The 18,927-nt window shown below is 58.1% G+C and carries 18 protein-coding genes; 13 read left to right on the top strand and 5 right to left on the bottom strand.

Annotated elements, in window-relative coordinates:
- Positions 1–13: 13 nt before the first annotated feature.
- Positions 14–1,708, bottom strand: coding sequence for a lactate permease LctP family transporter (locus H096_RS11295; protein WP_016976807.1), 1,695 nt, complete (start codon positions 1,706–1,708; stop codon positions 14–16).
- Positions 1,709–1,959: 251 nt separating this feature from the next.
- Here H096_RS11295 and H096_RS11300 point away from each other — a divergent pair, with 251 nt between their 5' ends.
- Positions 1,960–2,727 (top strand): FCD domain-containing protein, encoded by a 768-nt coding sequence (locus H096_RS11300; protein ID WP_033898251.1) that lies wholly within the window; start codon positions 1,960–1,962, stop codon positions 2,725–2,727.
- Between the two features lie 36 nt (positions 2,728–2,763).
- Here the strand turns inward: H096_RS11300 and smpB are convergent, their stop codons facing one another.
- A complete protein-coding gene (smpB, locus tag H096_RS11305) occupies positions 2,764–3,246 on the bottom strand; it encodes an SsrA-binding protein SmpB (protein WP_005791513.1) in 483 nt (160 codons plus the stop codon).
- 167 nt (positions 3,247–3,413) lie between these two features.
- Between smpB and H096_RS11310 the strand changes: the two genes are divergently transcribed.
- Positions 3,414–3,848, top strand: coding sequence for a type II toxin-antitoxin system RatA family toxin (locus tag H096_RS11310; protein ID WP_016973780.1), 435 nt, complete (start codon positions 3,414–3,416; stop codon positions 3,846–3,848).
- Complete coding sequence (locus H096_RS11315; RefSeq protein WP_033898254.1) at positions 3,841–4,143, top strand: RnfH family protein; 303 nt, start codon at positions 3,841–3,843, stop codon at positions 4,141–4,143. The genes H096_RS11310 and H096_RS11315 overlap by 8 nt, the downstream gene beginning before the upstream one ends.
- Before the next feature lie 66 nt (positions 4,144–4,209).
- Here the strand turns inward: H096_RS11315 and H096_RS11320 are convergent, their stop codons facing one another.
- Positions 4,210–4,737: an outer membrane protein assembly factor BamE gene (locus H096_RS11320; RefSeq protein ID WP_016976810.1), complete on the bottom strand. Its 528-nt coding sequence runs from the start codon at positions 4,735–4,737 to the stop codon at positions 4,210–4,212.
- 98 nt (positions 4,738–4,835) lie between these two features.
- On the opposite strand from H096_RS11320, the gene fur reads away from it, so the two are divergent.
- Positions 4,836–5,240, top strand: coding sequence for a ferric iron uptake transcriptional regulator (gene fur, locus H096_RS11325; RefSeq protein ID WP_003194220.1), 405 nt, complete (start codon positions 4,836–4,838; stop codon positions 5,238–5,240).
- 87 nt (positions 5,241–5,327) lie between these two features.
- Here the strand turns inward: fur and recN are convergent, their stop codons facing one another.
- Positions 5,328–7,001 (bottom strand): DNA repair protein RecN, encoded by a 1,674-nt coding sequence (gene recN, locus H096_RS11330; protein WP_033898255.1) that lies wholly within the window; start codon positions 6,999–7,001, stop codon positions 5,328–5,330.
- Between the two features lie 254 nt (positions 7,002–7,255).
- On the opposite strand from recN, the gene grpE reads away from it, so the two are divergent.
- The 8 genes from grpE to H096_RS11370 all read left to right on the top strand — a co-directional run bounded on the left by grpE (position 7,256) and on the right by H096_RS11370 (position 17,723).
- Positions 7,256–7,816, top strand: a complete 561-nt coding sequence (grpE, locus tag H096_RS11335) for a nucleotide exchange factor GrpE (protein ID WP_016976812.1) — start codon at positions 7,256–7,258, stop codon at positions 7,814–7,816.
- A 102-nt stretch (positions 7,817–7,918) separates the two neighbouring features.
- Complete coding sequence (gene dnaK, locus H096_RS11340) at positions 7,919–9,835, top strand: molecular chaperone DnaK (RefSeq protein WP_028617977.1); 1,917 nt, start codon at positions 7,919–7,921, stop codon at positions 9,833–9,835.
- A 318-nt stretch (positions 9,836–10,153) separates the two neighbouring features.
- Positions 10,154–11,278, top strand: coding sequence for a molecular chaperone DnaJ (gene dnaJ, locus H096_RS11345; RefSeq protein WP_016976814.1), 1,125 nt, complete (start codon positions 10,154–10,156; stop codon positions 11,276–11,278).
- A 10-nt stretch (positions 11,279–11,288) separates the two neighbouring features.
- Positions 11,289–12,095, top strand: coding sequence for a 4-hydroxy-tetrahydrodipicolinate reductase (dapB, locus tag H096_RS11350; protein WP_033898256.1), 807 nt, complete (start codon positions 11,289–11,291; stop codon positions 12,093–12,095).
- A gap of 258 nt (positions 12,096–12,353) precedes the next feature.
- On the top strand, positions 12,354–13,490 hold the full coding sequence (carA, locus tag H096_RS11355) for a glutamine-hydrolyzing carbamoyl-phosphate synthase small subunit (protein ID WP_033898257.1): 1,137 nt from the start codon (positions 12,354–12,356) through the stop codon (positions 13,488–13,490).
- 105 nt (positions 13,491–13,595) lie between these two features.
- Positions 13,596–16,817 carry a carbamoyl-phosphate synthase large subunit gene (gene carB / locus H096_RS11360; protein WP_033898258.1) on the top strand — a complete coding sequence of 1,074 codons (3,222 nt, stop codon included), beginning with the start codon at positions 13,596–13,598 and terminating at the stop codon, positions 16,815–16,817.
- Positions 16,814–17,290, top strand: a complete 477-nt coding sequence (gene greA, locus H096_RS11365) for a transcription elongation factor GreA (protein WP_033898259.1) — start codon at positions 16,814–16,816, stop codon at positions 17,288–17,290. The genes carB and greA overlap by 4 nt, the downstream gene beginning before the upstream one ends.
- Positions 17,291–17,318: 28 nt before the next feature.
- Complete coding sequence (locus tag H096_RS11370) at positions 17,319–17,723, top strand: hypothetical protein (RefSeq protein ID WP_033898260.1); 405 nt, start codon at positions 17,319–17,321, stop codon at positions 17,721–17,723.
- 23 nt (positions 17,724–17,746) lie between these two features.
- Here the strand turns inward: H096_RS11370 and H096_RS11375 are convergent, their stop codons facing one another.
- Positions 17,747–18,055: a YhbY family RNA-binding protein gene (locus H096_RS11375; RefSeq protein ID WP_010206607.1), complete on the bottom strand. Its 309-nt coding sequence runs from the start codon at positions 18,053–18,055 to the stop codon at positions 17,747–17,749.
- Positions 18,056–18,161: 106 nt separating this feature from the next.
- Between H096_RS11375 and rlmE the strand changes: the two genes are divergently transcribed.
- The gene (rlmE, locus tag H096_RS11380; protein ID WP_033898261.1) at positions 18,162–18,812 is read left to right on the top strand and encodes a 23S rRNA (uridine(2552)-2'-O)-methyltransferase RlmE; all 651 of its coding nucleotides are present in this window, start codon (positions 18,162–18,164) and stop codon (positions 18,810–18,812) included.
- Positions 18,813–18,927: the final 115 nt, after the last annotated feature.

Raw genomic sequence — 18,927 nt, forward strand, 5'->3', positions numbered from 1 at the left:
TACGTGCAGGTCGTTAGTGCACCAGCATACCGGTGAACCAGTAGGCCTGGGCCAAGGTGATCAACCCGACGATAGTGGCAAAGAACAAGCTGTGCTTGAGGGTAAAGCGGAACAGGTCGGACTCCTTGCCCACCAGGCCGGTAGCGGCGCACGCCACGGCGATGGATTGAGGCGAGATCATCTTGCCGGTGACGCCGCCGCTGGTGTTGGCAGCGACCAGCAGAGTGTCATTGACGCCGATCTGGTGCGCGGTGGTGGCCTGCAACGAGCTGAACAGGGCGTTGGACGAAGTGTCGGAGCCCGTCAGGAAAACCCCCAGCCATCCCAGGAACGGCGAGAAGAACGGGAAGGCTGCGCCAGTGCCAGCCAATACCAATGCCATGGTCGAAGACATGCCGGAGTAGTTGGTGACGAAGGCGAAGGCCAGCACCATCCCGATCGACAGGATCGGCCAGCGCAGTTCGTAGAAGGTCTCTTTTAAAGTGGTAAGACCAGTCTTGATGTCGATTTTCAGTACCAGCATCGAGACCAGCGCAGAGAAGAAAATCGCAGTGCCGGTCGCCGAAATCGGGTCCAGTTTGAACACGGCCGGGATCGCGGTGGGGTTGGTCACGATTGGCGCGACCTTGATCACCAGTTGATCCAGGTGCGGGATTGCGAAGTTGAACACCCAGCTGTACATCGAGCCCCCGGCAGCGAACATCGCCTTGAACGGCTTGAGGGTCCAGATAGTGACCAGTACGGTGAGAATCAGGAACGGCGACCAAGCCTTGAAAATCTGCCCGAGGCTGTAGGGCGAGACGATGGTGTTGCGTGGCAGGCCGAAACCGCCGGCGCTGGCAGTGACTGCGGCGCTGGAAGTAGCGCCAGCGATTTGTGCGCCTGCAGTGCGTTTGGGCTGCCAGACTTTCAGGAACAGCGTCAGGGAAATCAGGCTGGCCAGGGCTGAGGTGATGTCCGGCAGTTCCGGGCCGATGAAGTTGGAGGTGAAGTACTGGGTGATGGCAAAGCTCAAGCCTGCGACCAGCGCAGCTGGCCAGGTTTCACGTACGCCGCGCACGCCGTCCATCATGAAGACCAGCCAGAACGGCACGAACAGCGACAGCAGCGGCAGTTGGCGACCGGTCATGGCGCCGATCTTGAATGCGTCGATGCCGGTCACCTGGCCCGCAACGATAATCGGGATGCCCAGCGCACCAAAGGCTACGGGAGCGGTGTTGGCAATCAAGCACAGGCCGGCGGCGTATAGCGGGTTGAAGCCCAGGCCGACCAGCAGTGCCGCGGTGATCGCTACGGGCGCACCGAAACCGGCCGCACCTTCGAGGAAGGCGCCGAAGCAGAAGCCGATCAACAGCACTTGCAGACGTTGGTCGTCAGTGATCGACAGGACCGAACTGCGGATGATCTCGAACTGGCCGCTTTTGACCGTGAGTTTGTAGAGGAACACCGCCGCGACGATGATCCACGCGATAGGCCACAGGCCGTAGGCAAACCCGTAACCGGCGGCGGCCAGTGCCATATCCACGGGCATCTGGAAGGCGAAGATCGCTACCAATATCGACAGCGCCAGGGTGATGCTGCCGGCCACATGGCCTTTGAGGCGAAATACGGCCAGGGCAAGGAAGAAGAATACGATCGGAATAACGGCCGCCAATGCGGACAGGCCAAGGCTGCCGAGCGGGCTGTAGAGCTGTTGCCAGGTTTGCATAGTGGGGTGGCCCCTGATTGTTGTTGTTTGGTCAGCTTGGATAATTGGTAATACCAATTTACAATCGCTGTGGGCTAGAGTAAAAGCCTTGGCAGGGGTGTGTCAATTTGCCGCCCGCGAAACTTTGGTCGTAAGTGGGTGGGCAGGGTGTGCTGATCGGGCGAAACGAGGGCGTTCTGATAGGTGCTGCAAGCGCTGCGATAGGCGAGAATAGAGGCCCGGCGCGTGGTCGGGATGGTGGAGAATAAGTGATGGGGTTTGATCAGGTGCGTCAGCGCCGTTTGTCCGATGACATCGTCGAGCAGCTTGAGGGCATGATCCTTGAGGGCACGCTGAAGTCGGGCGAGCGCTTGCCGGCCGAACGCGCGTTGGCTGAGCAATTCGGGGTGTCGCGCCCTTCTTTGCGGGAGGCGATCCAGAAGCTGTCAGCCAAAGGTTTGCTCGTCAGCCGCCAGGGCGGTGGTAACTACGTGGCTGAATCCTTGGGTTCCACGTTCAGTGATCCGCTGTTGCACCTGTTGGAGAACAACCCCGAGGCTCAGCGTGATCTGCTGGAGTTTCGACAAACCCTTGAGGCCTCTTGCGCCTACTACGCTGCGTTGCGCGCGACGGAGGTTGATCGCGAGCGACTTACGGCGGCCTTCGAAGCACTACAGGATTGCTACACCCGGTCCGATGAGGTGAGTCGGGCCGAGGAGGGCGCAGCGGATGCGCGGTTTCACTTGGCGATTGCCGAGGCCAGCCATAACGCCGTGTTGCTGCACACCATTCGCGGTTTGTTCGACCTGCTCAAGCGCAACGTGGTGACCAACATCGGTGGCATGTACCAGCAGCGTACGGAAACCCGCGACATGCTGATCAGCCAGCACCGGGATCTGTACCTGGCGATTATCGAGGGGCGGGCCGAGCAGGCACGGGAAATCTCAACACGTCATCTGCTGTATGTGCAGGAAGTGTTGGAAGAAGTGCGTCAGGAAGTTCAGCGCGTGGCGCGTGCGGAGCGGCGCAAGGGGATGTAGCCAAGGGCGGCTCCCAAGGCTACATCACAGCAAGGATCAGTCTTCCTTGCCCTTATTGCGCACGGCGCGATGCAGTTCTCGATTGGAGTCGCGCTCACGCTCGGTATCGCGTTTGTCGTATTCCTTCTTGCCCTTGCCCAAGGCGATCTCGCACTTGACCAGGTGCTTGCTCCAGTACCAGGACAGGCAGACGCAGGCATAGCCCTTCTGCTGTACGGCGGCAGCGAGCTTTTCCAGTTCGCGGGCATTGAGCAGCAGCTTGCGCGTGCGCACCGGATCGGCAATCACGTGGGTGCTCGCAGTGGTCAGCGGGGTAATATGACTGCCGAGCAGCCATGCCTCGCCATCCTTGAGCAGCACATAACTGTCGACCAGTTGCAGCTTGCTCGCACGCAGACTCTTTACTTCCCAGCCGGCCAGGACCAGACCAGCCTCGAACCGATGTTCGATGAAGTAATCGTGTCGCGCCTTTTTATTTTGCGCGATGGTCCCTGTAGGGTGTTTCTTTTGTTTAGCCATAGGGGCGGCATTATAGGGAGTTGCGAGGCTGTCGGCTACGGTCAACCTGCGTGCTTGAGCGTGTTGGACGAATCCCGGACAATGCGTGCAGTTCTCTGGTTTTTTTCTTTCGCGGATCGGGCTCTTCTTCCGCGATGTTTTGCCTCAGCAGTGGAAATAACGCACACATGACGACGCATATTCAACGTTCGGCGCTGCTGCCCTATCCGGCACAGGCGCTCTATGACCTGGTCAACGACGTGGCGCGTTACCCGGAATTCCTGCCGTGGTGCTCAGCGGCCGAGGTGCTGGAAAGCAGTGATGAGCACATGGTCGCCAGTGTCGGGGTCGCGAAGGGTGGCCTGAGCCAGCATTTTGTGACGCGCAATGTGCTGGTGCCTGGGAAATCCATTGAAATGAATTTGCAGGAGGGGCCGTTTACCCAGCTGCATGGTGTATGGGTATTCAAGGCGCTGACGGACAAAGCCTGCAAGATCAGCCTGGATCTTTCCTTTGATTACGCCGGGCCTATCGTGCGCGCGACCTTGGGCCCTTTGTTCAATCAGGCGGCTAATACGCTGGTGGATGCATTCTGCCAGCGAGCCAAGCAACTGCATGGTTGAGATTGAGGTTGTGTACGCCGCAGTAGATCGCCAGATGCTGCTGGCGGTAACGGTGCCGGCTGGCACCAATCTGCGTTCTGCGGTGCAAGCGTCAGGCATTGCAGCGCAATTCCCCGAGTTGAATCTGGCTGACTGCGTTTTGGGTATATTCGGCAAAGTGGTCGCGGACGCTGAAGTGCGTTGTGTGCAGGCGGGTGATCGCATTGAGATTTACCGTCCCTTGCTGGCAGACCCTAAAGAAATACGCAGGTTGCGCGCAGCCAAGGCGGCGCTGGCCAAGCAACAGAATTCATAGGTAGGCCACCAATTGGCAGGCAACAAAAAGCCCGGCTTGCCGGGCTTTTTGTTGAGCGCCGCACACTTACTGCGGGCTGGTGTCCAGAGGCTGTGGCGTCGGGACGGGAACCGTTTCCACACCGTCGACGTCTTTCTGGATCTTGTCGAGCAGAGAGCCTGGCTTGGCCGGTACTTCGGATTTCGGCTTCTCGCCTTCCTGCGCAGGCGCAGTGACGTTGGTGCCGTTGTCCTTACCGAGCAAGGCTTCATCACGGCTCACGCCGGGCATGAAGTCACCGGACAGGCTGACAAGCTGGTCATTGCCATTGAAAATGACGCTGACGCGCTCCTGTTGGCGTTCACCGCCACCAGGCTGGAGGCTGTAGAGATAATCCCAGCGATCGGCATGGAAAGTGTCGGTCAGCAGGGGGTTACCCATGATAAACCGTACTTGCCGTCGGGTCATTCCGGGGCGTAACTGGTCTATCATGTCCTGCGTGACGACATTGCCCTGCTGGATGTCGATTTTGTAAACCCCGGGGAATGAACAACCGGCGAGTGCGAGCAGTCCCACAAAGGTGAAACTGGTTAGCAAGAGCTTGGTGTTTTGCATCGGTGGGCGACTTCCACTATCTTGGCTGGGACAACGTAAACGCCGATCATACCCGTATTAAGAGAAGCTGCGAAGCAGCATCCGCGAGAAAGCTAACCATGGTTGAAAATAGCGAACTACGCAAAGCCGGTCTCAAAGTGACTCTGCCACGAGTCAAGATTCTACAAATGCTCGATTCTGCTGAGCAGCGTCACATGAGTGCCGAGGATGTCTACAAGGCGCTGATGGAGTCTAACGAGGACGTCGGCCTGGCCACGGTTTACCGTGTACTGACCCAGTTTGAAGCCGCAGGGCTGGTGGTTCGTCATAATTTCGACGGCGGTCATGCAGTATTTGAACTGGCTGACGGTGGTCATCACGATCACATGGTGGACCTGGATACCAATGAGGTTATCGAGTTCACCAGCCCGGAAATCGAAGCGCTGCAGCACAAGATTGCTGAGGAACATGGCTTCGATCTGGTTGACCATAATCTGGTCCTGTACATCCGTAAGAAAAAGTAACAAGCGCTGCAGATGCTCTCTGCAAAACGATCGAAGGCGACCCTAGGGTCGCCTTCGTGCTTTCTATAAAGAGGGAAAATTGTCCGATCAGGCTTTTGCCGCCACGACCATTTTCTTCGCGTGCGCCAACGACTCCTTGGTCAAATCGATCCCGCCGAGCATGCGCGCCACTTCTTCAACGCGTTCCGACTTATTCAGCTTGGACACGGCCGTGTGTGTTGCATCGCTGCCGCGGACCTTGTGCACAAACAGATGCTGATGCCCCTGGGCCGCCACTTGCGGCAAGTGGGTGACTGTCAGCACCTGGCCTCTATCCCCCAGGCGTCGCAACAATTGGCCAACAATTTCTGCCGTCGGCCCACCAATCCCCACATCGACTTCGTCGAATACCAGCGTTGGCACCCGAGAGGTTTGCGCAGTGATTACCTGGATGGCCAGGCTGATGCGCGACAGCTCACCGCCGGAGGCCACTTTTGCCAGCGCTTTGAGCGGCTGCCCAGGGTTGGCGCTGACCAGTAGCTCGACCTGCTCCAGCCCGTGGGGCTGCAGTTCGTTACTCGCGTTGGTGCGCAATTCAATGGTAAAGCGCCCGCCAGGCATGCCCAGGCGTTGGATTTCCAACTCCACTGCGCTGGCCAGGCCCGTCGCTGCTTGCTGGCGCAAGTCGCTGAGTTCGCGCGCCTTCTCCTGATAGTGGCGAGCAAAAGAGGCAAGCTCGTCGCCCAGGCGCTCGATGGATTCATCATTGGCGTTCAGGGTCTCGATTTCATCCAGCAGTTTTTGCTGCATCGTCGCCACTTCGGTGGGCTGGATGCGATGTTTGCGCGCCAGGGTATAGATGGTGTCGAGGCGTTCTTCTATCTCCTGCAGGCGCGCCGGGTCGGCATCGAAGTGGTCCAGAAAGCGATTCAACTCACCGACGGCTTCCTCTACTTGAATCTGTGCGCTGGTCAGCAAGGTGGTGGCCTCGCTCAGTGAGCCGGAGGCGCTGTTCACACTGGACAGGCGATTGAGGCTGGCGGTCAGTGCGTTGAGCACATTGCCGGAGTCACTCTCACTGCATTGCTCTACCACCTGGCGGCAAATGCCCAGCAGGGTTTCCGCGTTGGTGAGGTTCTTGTGTTCCTGCTCAAGCTGCTCCAGTTCGGTTTCGCCCAGGCCCAGGCTTTCCAGCTCTTCGAGTTGATAGCTGAGCAATTGATGGCGGGCGCGTTGTTCATCGCCGGAGTTGGAGAGTCGCTCCAGCTCCTGGCGAGTCTGGCGCCAGCGCTGGGCGGCGAGTTGCACCTGGCGGGCCAGGTCTGTGGCGCCAGCGTACTCATCAAGCAGGCGGCGATGGGTGTCGGTTTTCAGCAGGGATTGATGTTCATGCTGGCTGTGGATATCGATCAACAGTTCGCCCAGGGCCTTTAAGTCGCCAAGCGGGCAGGGCGTACCGTTGATATACCCGCGTGAGCGGCCTTCCGCCGTGATGACCCGGCGCAGGATGCACGGCCCTTCATTATTGAGGTCGCGCTCGGCCAGCCAGGCCTCCGCCTCGGGAATATCCGCCAGGTCGAAGGTGGCCAGGATATCGGCCTTGTCCGCACCCGGGCGCACCACACCACTGTCGGCGCGGTCACCCAGGGTCAAGCCCAGGGCGTCGAGCATGATCGACTTGCCGGCGCCGGTTTCGCCTGTGATTACGCTCATCCCGCGATCCAGTTCGAGATCCAGGTGTTCAACGATGGCGTAGTTATGTACGGACAGGTGCACGAGCATGACGGCCGCTCCCAGGCTTTAGGTCTGGTTATTTATACAGTGTTTTGTTCGGCGCTGACAATCCTGGCGCTTAGCTCGATTTGCTTGAATCTGGATATTTTTAAGCGCAACCAGGAATGACCATGCAGGAATTGATGAAGGTCAGTCGAAAGACTTTTGGTAACGCCTGCGCCCTTGAACCTGGAAATTGTGGCCCCATATACCGGAACAGAAGCGCGAGTTGAGTTCGCGCATGATTTTGAAAGGAGAAAACTATGGCTGACGAACAGACGCAGGATACGCAAACTCCAGACGCCAATTCGGCTGTCGGCGATGAGCTGGCGACTCGTGTGCAAGTGCTCGAAGAGCAATTGGCCGCTGCGCAGGACCAGTCTTTGCGTGTTGCCGCTGATCTGCAGAACGTCCGCCGCCGTGCCGAGCAGGATGTAGAAAAGGCTCACAAATTCGCGTTGGAAAAATTCGCCAATGACTTGCTGCCGATCATCGACAGCCTGGAGCGTGGCCTTGAATTGTCCAACCCGGACGACGAAAACATCCGCCCGATGCGCGAAGGGATCGAACTGACCCTGAAAATGTTCCAGGACACCCTGAAGCGTTATCAGCTGGAAGCGATCGATCCACAAGGCGGCGAGCCGTTCAACGCTGAGCATCACCAAGCCATGGCCATGCAGGAAAGCCATGACCTGGAGCCGAACAGCGTGCTCAAAACGTTCCAGAAGGGTTATCTGCTCAATGGTCGCCTGCTGCGCCCGGCGATGGTCGTCGTGAGCAAGGCGCCTGCACCGGTTTCGCCTTCTATTGATGAGCAGGCTTGAAATACGCTGCAAAGCCCCCATCTATAAGTCAAGCGTTTAAGTGCTACCGCAGTTAGCCACCACTGCTGCGGCAACCAAATTCAAGTTTCGGGAGAGTAAATCATGGGCAAAATTATCGGTATCGACCTGGGGACCACCAACTCCTGTGTCTCCGTCATGGAAAACGGCAAAGCCAAAGTAATCGAAAACGCCGAAGGCGCGCGTACCACGCCGTCGATCATTGCTTACGCAAATGATGGCGAGATCCTCGTTGGTCAGTCGGCCAAGCGCCAGGCTGTGACCAACCCGCACAACACCCTGTATGCGGTAAAGCGTCTGATCGGTCGTAAGTTCGACGAAGAAGTCGTACAGAAAGACATCAAGATGGTGCCTTACAAAATCGCCAAGGCTGACAACGGTGACGCCTGGGTTGAAGTAAATGGCAACAAGATGTCGGCACCGCAGATTTCGGCTGAAGTCTTGAAAAAGATGAAGAAGACTGCCGAAGACTACCTCGGCGAAGCTGTGACCGAAGCGGTCATTACCGTTCCGGCCTACTTCAACGACAGCCAGCGCCAGGCGACCAAAGACGCCGGCCGCATCGCGGGCCTGGACGTAAAACGTATCATCAACGAACCTACCGCAGCGGCCCTGGCTTACGGTATGGACAAGGCCAAAGGCGACCACACTGTGATCGTTTATGACCTGGGTGGTGGTACGTTCGACGTGTCGGTCATCGAGATCGCTGAAGTTGACGGCGAGCACCAGTTCGAAGTGTTGGCCACCAACGGTGACACTTTCCTGGGTGGTGAAGACTTTGACATTCGTCTGATCGATTACCTCGTTGACGAATTCAAGAAAGAAAGCGGCATGAACCTCAAGGGTGACCCGCTGGCGATGCAGCGCCTGAAAGAAGCTGCTGAGAAAGCCAAGATCGAGCTGTCCTCGAGCATGTCGACCGACGTGAACCTGCCGTACATCACTGCAGATGCGACCGGTCCTAAGCACTTGAACGTGAAGATTTCTCGCGCCAAGTTGGAAGCTCTGGTTGAAGACCTGGTTCAGCGCACCATCGAACCTTGCCGCATCGCGCTGAAAGACGCCGGTATCGACGTTGGTTCCATCAACGACGTGATCCTGGTGGGCGGTCAGACCCGTATGCCACTGGTTCAGCAGAAAGTGACCGAGTTCTTCGGTAAAGAAGCACGTAAAGACGTGAACCCGGACGAAGCGGTTGCCATGGGTGCTGCTATCCAGGGTGCGGTATTGGCCGGCGACGTGAAAGACGTGCTGCTGCTGGACGTCAGCCCGCTGACCTTGGGTATCGAAACCATGGGCGGCGTGATGACCGCGCTGATCGAGAAAAACACCACGATTCCTACCAAGAAATCGCAAGTGTTCTCGACTGCCGATGACAACCAAGGCGCTGTGACCATTCACGTGCTGCAAGGTGAGCGTAAGCAGGCTGCTCAGAACAAGTCCCTGGGCAAGTTCGACCTGGCCGAGATTCCACCAGCACCACGTGGCGTGCCACAAATTGAAGTGACCTTCGACATCGACGCCAACGGCATCCTGCACGTCGGCGCGAAAGACAAGGCAACTGGCAAAGAGCAGAAGATCACCATCAAGGCCAACTCCGGCCTGTCTGATGAAGAAATTCAACAGATGATCCGTGATGCTGAAGCCAACGCTGATGCGGATGCCAAGTTTGCTGAACTGGCTGGCGCCCGTAACCAGGGTGATGCACTGGTTCACTCGACACGCAAAATGGTCGCTGATGCCGGCGATAAAGTGACTGCTGAAGAGAAGACTGCAATCGAAGCTGCTGTGGTTGCCCTGGAAGCCGCTGTCAAAGGCGACGACAAGGCCGCTATCGAAGCCAAGATCGAAGAACTGTCGAAAGTCTCCGCTCCAGTGGCGCAGAAAATGTACGCCGAACAAGGTCAGCCAGCTGACGGTGCTGCGCAACAGGCAGAGCCTGAAGCCAAGCACGACGACGTTGTCGATGCCGAGTTCGAAGAAGTCAAAGACCAGAAGTAAGTTGGTCGCCCGGTTGACCGCTATCAAGCGGTGACTGGTAGGATGTCGCCGCGCGGGAGCTTGCTCCCGCGTTGGCGTGTCTGGGGTATGCGAATTTTTACAGCATGCGACAGCGTTCGGATGCTGGCGGTGTGATCGGGAATGCTCCTGCTTTCCGAGCAGTAAATACCGCATTTTTGGCCGGGTACCTGGCTAAAAGTAGTAATGACCAGGATCGTTGAATTGACGTGAGTTGGGTCCGGGCCTGTATTGGGGCTCAACGAGTTTGGCAAGGCTCAGGAGGGTCTGGCTGAACGTCCTATAAGAGTGCAAAGACTTATGGCAAAGCGTGACTATTACGAAGTGTTGGGTGTGGAGCGCGGCTCCAGCGAGGCGGACCTGAAGAAGGCCTACCGTCGCCTGGCGATGAAGCACCACCCGGACCGTAATCCGGATAGCAAAGAATCCGAAGAAATGTTCAAAGAGGCCAACGAGGCCTACGAATGTCTGTCTGATCCCAACAAGCGCGCGGCCTACGACCAGTATGGCCATGCCGGTGTCGATCCGAGCATGGGTGGCGGCGGTGCCGGGTTTGGCGGTCAGAACTTCTCCGATATCTTCGGTGACGTGTTCAGCGACTTCTTCGGTGGTGGCCGCGGTGGTCAGCGTGGCGGCGCCCAGCGTGGCAGCGATTTGCGCTACACCCTGGAATTGAACCTGGAAGAAGCCGTGCGCGGCACCAGCGTCAATATCCGTGTGCCGACGCTGGTCAACTGCAAACCGTGCGATGGTTCGGGGGCCAAAAAAGGCTCTTCGCCGATTACCTGCCCTACCTGTGGCGGTATTGGCCAGGTGCGCATGCAGCAAGGTTTCTTCTCGGTGCAGCAGACCTGCCCGCGCTGCCATGGCCAGGGCAAGATCATTTCCGATCCGTGCGACTCGTGCCACGGCGAAGGTCGTGTCGAAGAGTACAAAACCCTTTCGGTGAAAGTGCCGGCGGGCGTGGATACCGGTGATCGCATTCGTCTGTCGGGTGAAGGCGAGGCCGGTACTCAAGGCGGTCCGACGGGTGACCTGTACGTGGTGATCAATGTGCGTGAGCACTCGATCTTCCAGCGTGACGGCAAGCACCTGTTCTGCGAAGTGCCGATCAGTTTTGTCGATGCAGCCTTGGGCGGCGAGCTGGAAATTCCGACCCTCGACGGTCGGGTCAAGCTCAAGATCCCTGAAGGCACCCAGACCGGCAAGCAGTTCCGTATCCGTGGCAAAGGCGTTGCGCCGGTGCGCGGTGGCGGTGCTGGCGACCTGATGTGCCGTGTGGCGGTAGAGACTCCGGTCAACTTGAACCGCCGTCAGCGCGAATTGCTTGAAGAGTTCCGCAGCTCGATGGAGGGTGATGACTCTCACTCGCCGAAGACTGCGGGCTTTTTCGATGGCGTGAAGCGCTTCTTCGGCGACCTGTAAGGAATTGAGTATGCGACGTATAGCCGTAATGGGCGCTGCCGGGCGCATGGGTAAGACGCTGGTCGAGGCGGTGCAGCAGCGCTCGCCGGCCTCCGGGCTGACCGCGGCGATCGTTCGCCCGGGCAGTACGTTGATTGGTGCGGATGCCGGTGAGTTGGCCTCGCTGGGGCGCATCGGCGTTTCGTTGTCCGGCAACCTGGAGCAGGTGGCGGACGAGTTCGATGTGTTGATCGATTTCACCCTGCCGGACGTGATGCTGAAAAACCTGGCGTTCTGCCGCAAGGCGGGCAAGGCCATGGTGATCGGCACCACGGGTTTGACGGCTGAGCAGAAGCAGTTATTGGTGGAAGCGGGCAAAGATATTCCTGTTGTCTTCGCTGCTAACTTCAGCGTCGGTGTGAACCTGTCGCTCAAGCTGCTGGATCTGGCTGCTCGCGTGCTGGGGGATGAGGCGGATATCGAGATCATCGAGACTCACCATCGCCACAAGATCGATGCGCCGTCGGGCACTGCGCTGCGCATGGGTGAGGCGATTGCCGATGCGCTGGGCCGAGACCTGTCGAAAGTGGCGGTGTACGGTCGCGAAGGGCATACCGGTGCGCGAGCGCGTGACACCATTGGTTTTGCGACGGTGCGTGGCGGCGATGTAGTGGGTGATCACACCGTGTTGTTCGCCACTGAAGGTGAGCGCCTGGAAATCACGCACAAAGCCTCCAGCCGCATGACGTTTGCCAAGGGCGCGGTACGTGCGGCGCTCTGGTTAGAAGGTCGTACGCCTGGTCTGTACGACATGCGCGATGTGCTGGATCTGCACTGATCAGTAGCTAAAACGGGGCCTCAAGCTTATGCTTAGGCCTCGTTTTTACCCGCTAAGCGACGTCCTGTCGCATTCCCCTGCCTTTAAGGCTCATTAGCGGTGGACCAAAAAAGCCTTTTTCTGTAAGCTACAGCTTTAGTGTGTTCACTAAAAGCGCGCAGAATAATTCAGTGAATAAGCGGAGTGACGTGTCCATACGTCACTCCGCTTTTTTACACCTGCGATCGCCCTTTCAGGCTTTATTTACGGGAGGTCTTCTTGACTAAGCCAGCCATACTCGCCCTTGCTGATGGCAGCATTTTTCGCGGCGAAGCCATTGGAGCCGACGGTCAGACCGTTGGAGAGGTAGTGTTTAACACTGCCATGACCGGCTATCAGGAAATCCTTACCGATCCTTCCTACGCCCAACAGATCGTTACCTTGACCTATCCGCACATCGGCAATACCGGTACTACACCGGAAGACGTCGAGTCTGATTGCGTCTGGTCTGCCGGTCTGGTGATTCGTGACCTGCCACTGGTCGCGAGCAACTGGCGTAACACGATGTCGCTGTCCGATTACTTGAAAGCCAACAATGTTGTGGCGATCGCCGGTATCGATACGCGCCGCCTCACACGCATCCTGCGTGAAAAAGGCTCGCAGAACGGCTGCATCATGGTCGGTGACAATATCTCCGAAGAGGCGGCGATTGCCGCAGCGCAAGGTTTCCCAGGCCTGAAAGGCATGGACCTGGCGAAAGTCGTCAGCGTCAAAGAGAAGTACGAATGGCGCTCGACTGTCTGGGACTTGAAGACCGACAGCCATGCGACCATCGAAGCTGCTGACCTGCCTTATCACGTTGTGGCCTACGACTACGGCGTCAAGTACAACATCCTGCGCATGCTGGTCGAGCGCGGCTGCCGCGTGACTGTGGTGCCGGCGCAAACGCCTGCCAGCGACGTACTCGCCTTGCAGCCGGACGGCGTGTTCCTGTCCAACGGCCCAGGTGACCCTGAGCCATGCGACTATGCCATCCAGGCGATCAAGGACGTGCTGGAAACCGAGATTCCGGTATTCGGTATCTGCCTCGGTCACCAACTGCTGGCCCTGGCCTCCGGCGCCAAGACCCTGAAAATGGGCCACGGCCACCACGGTGCCAACCACCCGGTACAAGACCTGGACACTGGCGTCGTGATGATCACCAGCCAGAACCACGGTTTTGCGGTGGATGAAGCCACCCTGCCGAGCAACGTGCGCGCCATTCACAAGTCGCTGTTCGATGGCTCCCTGCAGGGCATCGAGCGCACCGACAAGAGCGCGTTCAGCTTCCAGGGCCACCCTGAAGCGAGCCCGGGCCCGAACGACGTAGCGCCGCTGTTCGACCGTTTCATCAATGAGATGGCCAAGCGACGCTGACTGAGCGGCCTGCGGGCGGCCCCGAATGTCGGCGGCCCCCGCAGGCTCTTCAAAGATTGTTCAAGACGGCTTGCCGACTGACCTGCGGATTTGAGTGACAAACCCATGCCAAAACGTACAGACATAAAAAGCATCCTGATTCTTGGCGCTGGCCCGATCGTGATCGGCCAGGCCTGCGAATTCGACTACTCCGGCGCCCAGGCCTGTAAAGCCCTGCGCGAAGAGGGTTACCGCGTCATCCTGGTGAACTCCAACCCGGCCACCATCATGACCGACCCGGACATGGCTGACGCCACCTACATCGAACCGATCAAGTGGCAGACCGTTGCCAAGATCATCGAGAAAGAGCGTCCGGACGCGCTGCTGCCAACCATGGGTGGTCAAACCGCTCTGAACTGCGCCCTGGACCTGGAGCGCGAAGGCGTCTTGGAGAAGTTCGGCGTAGAAATGATCGGCGCCAATGCCGACACCATCGACAAGGCCGAAGACCGTTCGCGCTTTGACAAGGCGATGAAGTTCATCGGCCTGGACTGCCCGCGCTCGGGCATCGCCCACAGCATGGAAGAAGCCAACGCAGTGCTCGAGAAGCTGGGCTTCCCGTGCATCATCCGTCCGTCCTTCACTATGGGCGGGACCGGTGGCGGTATCGCTTACAACCGTGAAGAGTTCGAAGAAATCTGCTCTCGTGGCCTGGACCTGTCGCCAACCAAAGAGCTGCTGATTGACGAGTCCCTGATCGGCTGGAAAGAGTATGAAATGGAGGTTGTCCGCGATAAAAAGGACAACTGCATTATCGTCTGTTCCATCGAAAACTTCGATCCGATGGGTGTGCACACCGGTGACTCGATCACCGTTGCTCCGGCGCAGACCCTGACGGACAAGGAATACCAGATCATGCGTAACGCCTCCTTGGCGGTACTGCGTGAGATCGGCGTTGAAACCGGCGGTTCCAACGTTCAGTTCGGTATCTGCCCGGACACTGGCCGTATGGTCGTGATCGAGATGAACCCGCGTGTATCGCGTTCTTCGGCCCTGGCCTCGAAAGCCACTGGCTTCCCGATTGCGCGGATCGCTGCCAAGTTGGCGATCGGCTATACCCTAGACGAACTGCAGAACGAAATCACCGGCGGCGCTACTCCGGCGTCCTTCGAACCGTCGATCGACTACGTCGTCACTAAGCTGCCACGTTTCGCTTTCGAGAAATTCCCGAAAGCCGATGCACGCCTGACCACTCAAATGAAGTCGGTCGGTGAAGTCATGGCCATCGGCCGGACCTTCCAGGAATCCCTGCAGAAAGCCCTGCGCGGTCTGGAAGTGGGCGTTTGTGGCCTGGACGAGAAGCTCGACCTGAGCAACCCGGAAAGCATGAGCATCCTCAAGCGCGAACTGACCGTGCCGGGCGCCGAGCGCATCTGGTACGTGGCTGACGCGTTCCGCGCCGGCCTGTCGGTCGAAGACATCTTCGGCATGAACATGATCGACCCGTGGTTCCTGGTGCAGATCGAAGACCTGATCAAGGAAGAAGAGAAGGTCAAGACCCTGGGTCTTGCCAGTATCGACCGCGACTTGATGTTCAAGCTCAAGCGCAAAGGTTTCTCCGACATGCGTCTGGCCAAGTTGCTGGGTGTGACCGAGAAAGCGTTGCGTCGCCACCGCCACAAGCTGGAGATCTTCCCGGTCTACAAGCGCGTTGACACCTGCGCGGCCGAGTTCGCCACCGACACCGCCTACATGTACTCAACCTACGAGGAAGAGTGCGAAGCCGCGCCGTCGGGCCGCGACAAGATCATGATCCTTGGTGGCGGTCCAAACCGTATCGGCCAGGGTATCGAGTTCGACTACTGCTGCGTACACGCGGCATTGGCCCTGCGCGAAGACGGTTACGAGACCATCATGGTCAACTGCAACCCGGAAACCGTTTCCACCGACTACGACACCTCCGATCGCCTGTATTTCGAGCCAGTGACCCTGGAAGACGTGCTGGAAATCTGCCGGGTCGAGAAGCCGAAGGGCGTGATCGTCCAGTACGGCGGCCAGACTCCGCTGAAACTGGCGCGTGCCTTGGAAGAAGCCGGCGTGCCGATTATCGGCACCAGCCCAGACGCTATCGACCGTGCAGAAGACCGTGAACGCTTCCAGCAAATGGTTGAACGCCTGAACCTGCGCCAGCCGCCAAACGCCACCGTGCGCAGCGAAGACGAAGCTATCCGTGCAGCCAGCAAGATTGGCTACCCGCTGGTGGTGCGTCCGTCCTACGTACTGGGCGGCCGTGCGATGGAAATCGTCTACGAAGAAGAAGAACTCAAGCGCTACCTGCGTGATGCGGTGAAAGTGTCCAACGACAGCCCAGTGCTGCTCGACCACTTCCTCAACTGCGCCATCGAAATGGACGTGGACGCCGTGTGCGACGGCACCGACGTGGTGATCGGCGCGATCATGCAACACATCGAACAGGCGGGCGTTCACTCCGGTGACTCCGCTTGCTCGCTGCCGCCGTACTCGCTGCCGGCGCACATCCAGGACGAGATGCGTGAACAGGTCAAGAAAATGGCCTTGGAGTTGGGCGTGGTCGGCCTGATGAACGTACAGTTGGCGCTGCAAGGCGAAGACATCTACGTCATCGAAGTCAACCCGCGTGCTTCGCGTACCGTGCCGTTTGTTTCCAAGTGCATCGGTGTGTCCCTGGCCATGATCGCTGCTCGCGTGATGGCCGGTAAGACCCTGAAGGAAATTGGTTTCACCAAGGAAATCATTCCTAACTTCTACAGCGTGAAAGAGGCCGTGTTCCCATTCGCCAAATTCCCTGGTGTGGACCCGATCCTGGGCCCAGAGATGAAGTCCACCGGTGAAGTCATGGGCGTGGGTGATACCTTCGGTGAAGCTTTCGCCAAGGCCCAGATGGGTGCCAGCGAAGTGCTGCCGACCGGCGGTACTGCGTTCATTAGCGTGCGTGATGATGACAAGCCACTGGTTGCAGGCGTGGCCCGTGATCTGATCAACTTGGGCTTCGAAGTCGTGGCTACCGCCGGGACCGCCAAGCTGATCGAAGCTGCCGGCCTGAAAGTGCGTCGCGTGAACAAGGTGACGGAAGGCCGTCCGCACGTGGTCGACATGATCAAGAATGACGAAGTCACCCTGATCATCAACACCACCGAAGGTCGCCAGTCGATCGCGGACTCCTACTCCATTCGCCGTAACGCCTTGCAGCACAAGATCTACTGCACCACTACCATTGCTGCTGGCGAAGCCATCTGCGAAGCGCTCAAGTTCGGTCCGGAAAAGACCGTGCGTCGCTTGCAGGATCTACACGCAGGATTGAAGGCATGACCAAATACCCAATGACCGTCCAGGGCTTCAAGGCCCTGGAAGAGGAGCACGCCCACCTGACCAAGGTCGTACGTCCAAAGCTGAGCCAGGACATCGGTACGGCCCGCGAGCTGGGTGACTTGAAGGAAAACGCCGAATACCACGCTGCTCGCGAGCAGCAAGGTATGGTCGAGGCGCGGATCCGTGATATCGAAGGCCGCCTGCAGAACTCGGTGGTCATCGACGTGACGACCATTCCGAAGACCGGCAAGGTGATTTTCGGCACGACCGTGGAAATCGCCAACGTCGAGACGGACGAAAGCGTGGTCTACCACATCGTTGGTGAGGACGAAGCTGACTTCAAACTCGGCAAGATCTCTGTCGGTTCTCCGCTGGCCCGCGCCTTGATTGCCAAGGAAGAGGGTGATGTGGTGTCTGTCAAAACGCCTGGCGGCGTGACCGAGTACGAGATTGTTGAAGTTCGTCACATCTGAAAGAAGGCGCCCGCTTCGTGCGGGCGCCATGCTTTGGCAGCTCTCCCAGATGCTTTGGGTGGGGGGGCTGTGGTTGCTGCACATTGGTGTTTTGCCGGCGCTGGGCCTGATTGGCCTGGCACCGTTGCTGATCGATGAGATCGATGGATTACTCAGTGCGTTGCTGGTTGCCTTTGCGGCGGCGTGCGTGACGCTCCAGGCGTTGGTGCTGGTCAAGGCTGAAGGCTTGGGAAGTTTGTGGCGGGATATTCGCGGGCAACTGCTGTTGATGGCACTGTATGCGTGTGCAATGTATTGCATTGTGCATGTCTGGCTGCCGGAAGCGTTGCGCTGGCAGCTATTCAGCTATCTTGTGCTAGGGTTTTCCGGCCTGGTGCTGGTGTTACAGCCTGCACCGGGATGGAGTGGCGGGGCGCGCGAAGCACGCCCGTGACCCTTGCTGTTATTTGAAAGTCATCATTTGAAGCGATGTACGTTCGACAGTTGCTTGTTGACGCTGAAGTTCTTGCGATACAGCAGCGCCATCTTGCCGATGACCTGGACCAGGTCCGCTTTGCCTACCTTGCACAGTTCTGCAATGGCAGCCAGGCGCGCTTCGCGGTCAAGGATGTTGACCTTGATCTTGATCAGTTCATGATCGTTCAGCGCACGTTCGAATTCGGCTAACACACCTTCAGTCAAACCGTTATCTGCCACAATCAGAACTGGTTTCAGATGGTGGCCAATGGATTTGTACTGTTTCTTCTGCTCTTGAGTGAGCGGCATAATCTGACCCCTGCGTCTGATCTTGTAAAAAGCGGCGGCCAGTTTACCCGAGCGAGTCCGGGACCGCCCAGTTAATCACGACCCGTTTTATTTTTCGAGGTGGCCCGTGGCCCGTTCCAAAACCAGCCTTAAGTGGCTACAAGAACATTTCAACGATCCTTACGTCAAAAAGGCGCAGAAGGACGGCTACCGTTCCCGGGCCAGCTACAAGCTGCTGGAGATTCAGGACAAGGATAAGTTGATCCGCCCAGGCATGAGCGTTATCGATCTCGGTGCAGCCCCAGGTGGTTGGTCCCAGGTGACCAGTCGTCTGATTGGTGGGCAGGGCCGCTTGATCGCTTCCGACATCCTGGAAATGGACAGTATCCCGTATGTGACCTTTGTTCATGGTGACTTCACCCAGGATGCCGTGCTCGCTCAAATCCTCGAGGCTGTGGGAAATTCGCAGGTAGACCTTGTGATTTCCGACATGGCCCCCAATATGAGTGGATTACCGGCCGTCGATATGCCGCGCGCAATGTTCCTCTGTGAGCTGGCGTTGGATTTGGCGGGTCGGGTTCTGCGCCCAGGTGGTGATTTTCTGGTGAAGGTCTTCCAGGGTGAAGGCTTTGACGAGTACCACAAGAACATCCGCAAGCTGTTCGACAAGGTGCAAACGCGTAAGCCTGACTCTTCCCGGGACAGGTCTCGGGAGCAGTACCTGCTGTGCCGCGGCTTCCGCGGGGTGGAAGGCGCTGCGAGTGAAGAGCGTTTTTGAGGAATTCGAGGAGGGCGATAGGTTTTTTTATATCGCTTTCGTCACGAAGCTTTACGAATATTGTGTAGTCAAAGTTTCACAAAGGGTTACAGACGGCGCCTGCCAGAGTTGTAGG

The sequence above is a fragment of the Pseudomonas sp. FH1 genome, from assembly GCF_000510895.2.
Taxonomy (GTDB): domain Bacteria; phylum Pseudomonadota; class Gammaproteobacteria; order Pseudomonadales; family Pseudomonadaceae; genus Aquipseudomonas; species Aquipseudomonas azotoformans_A.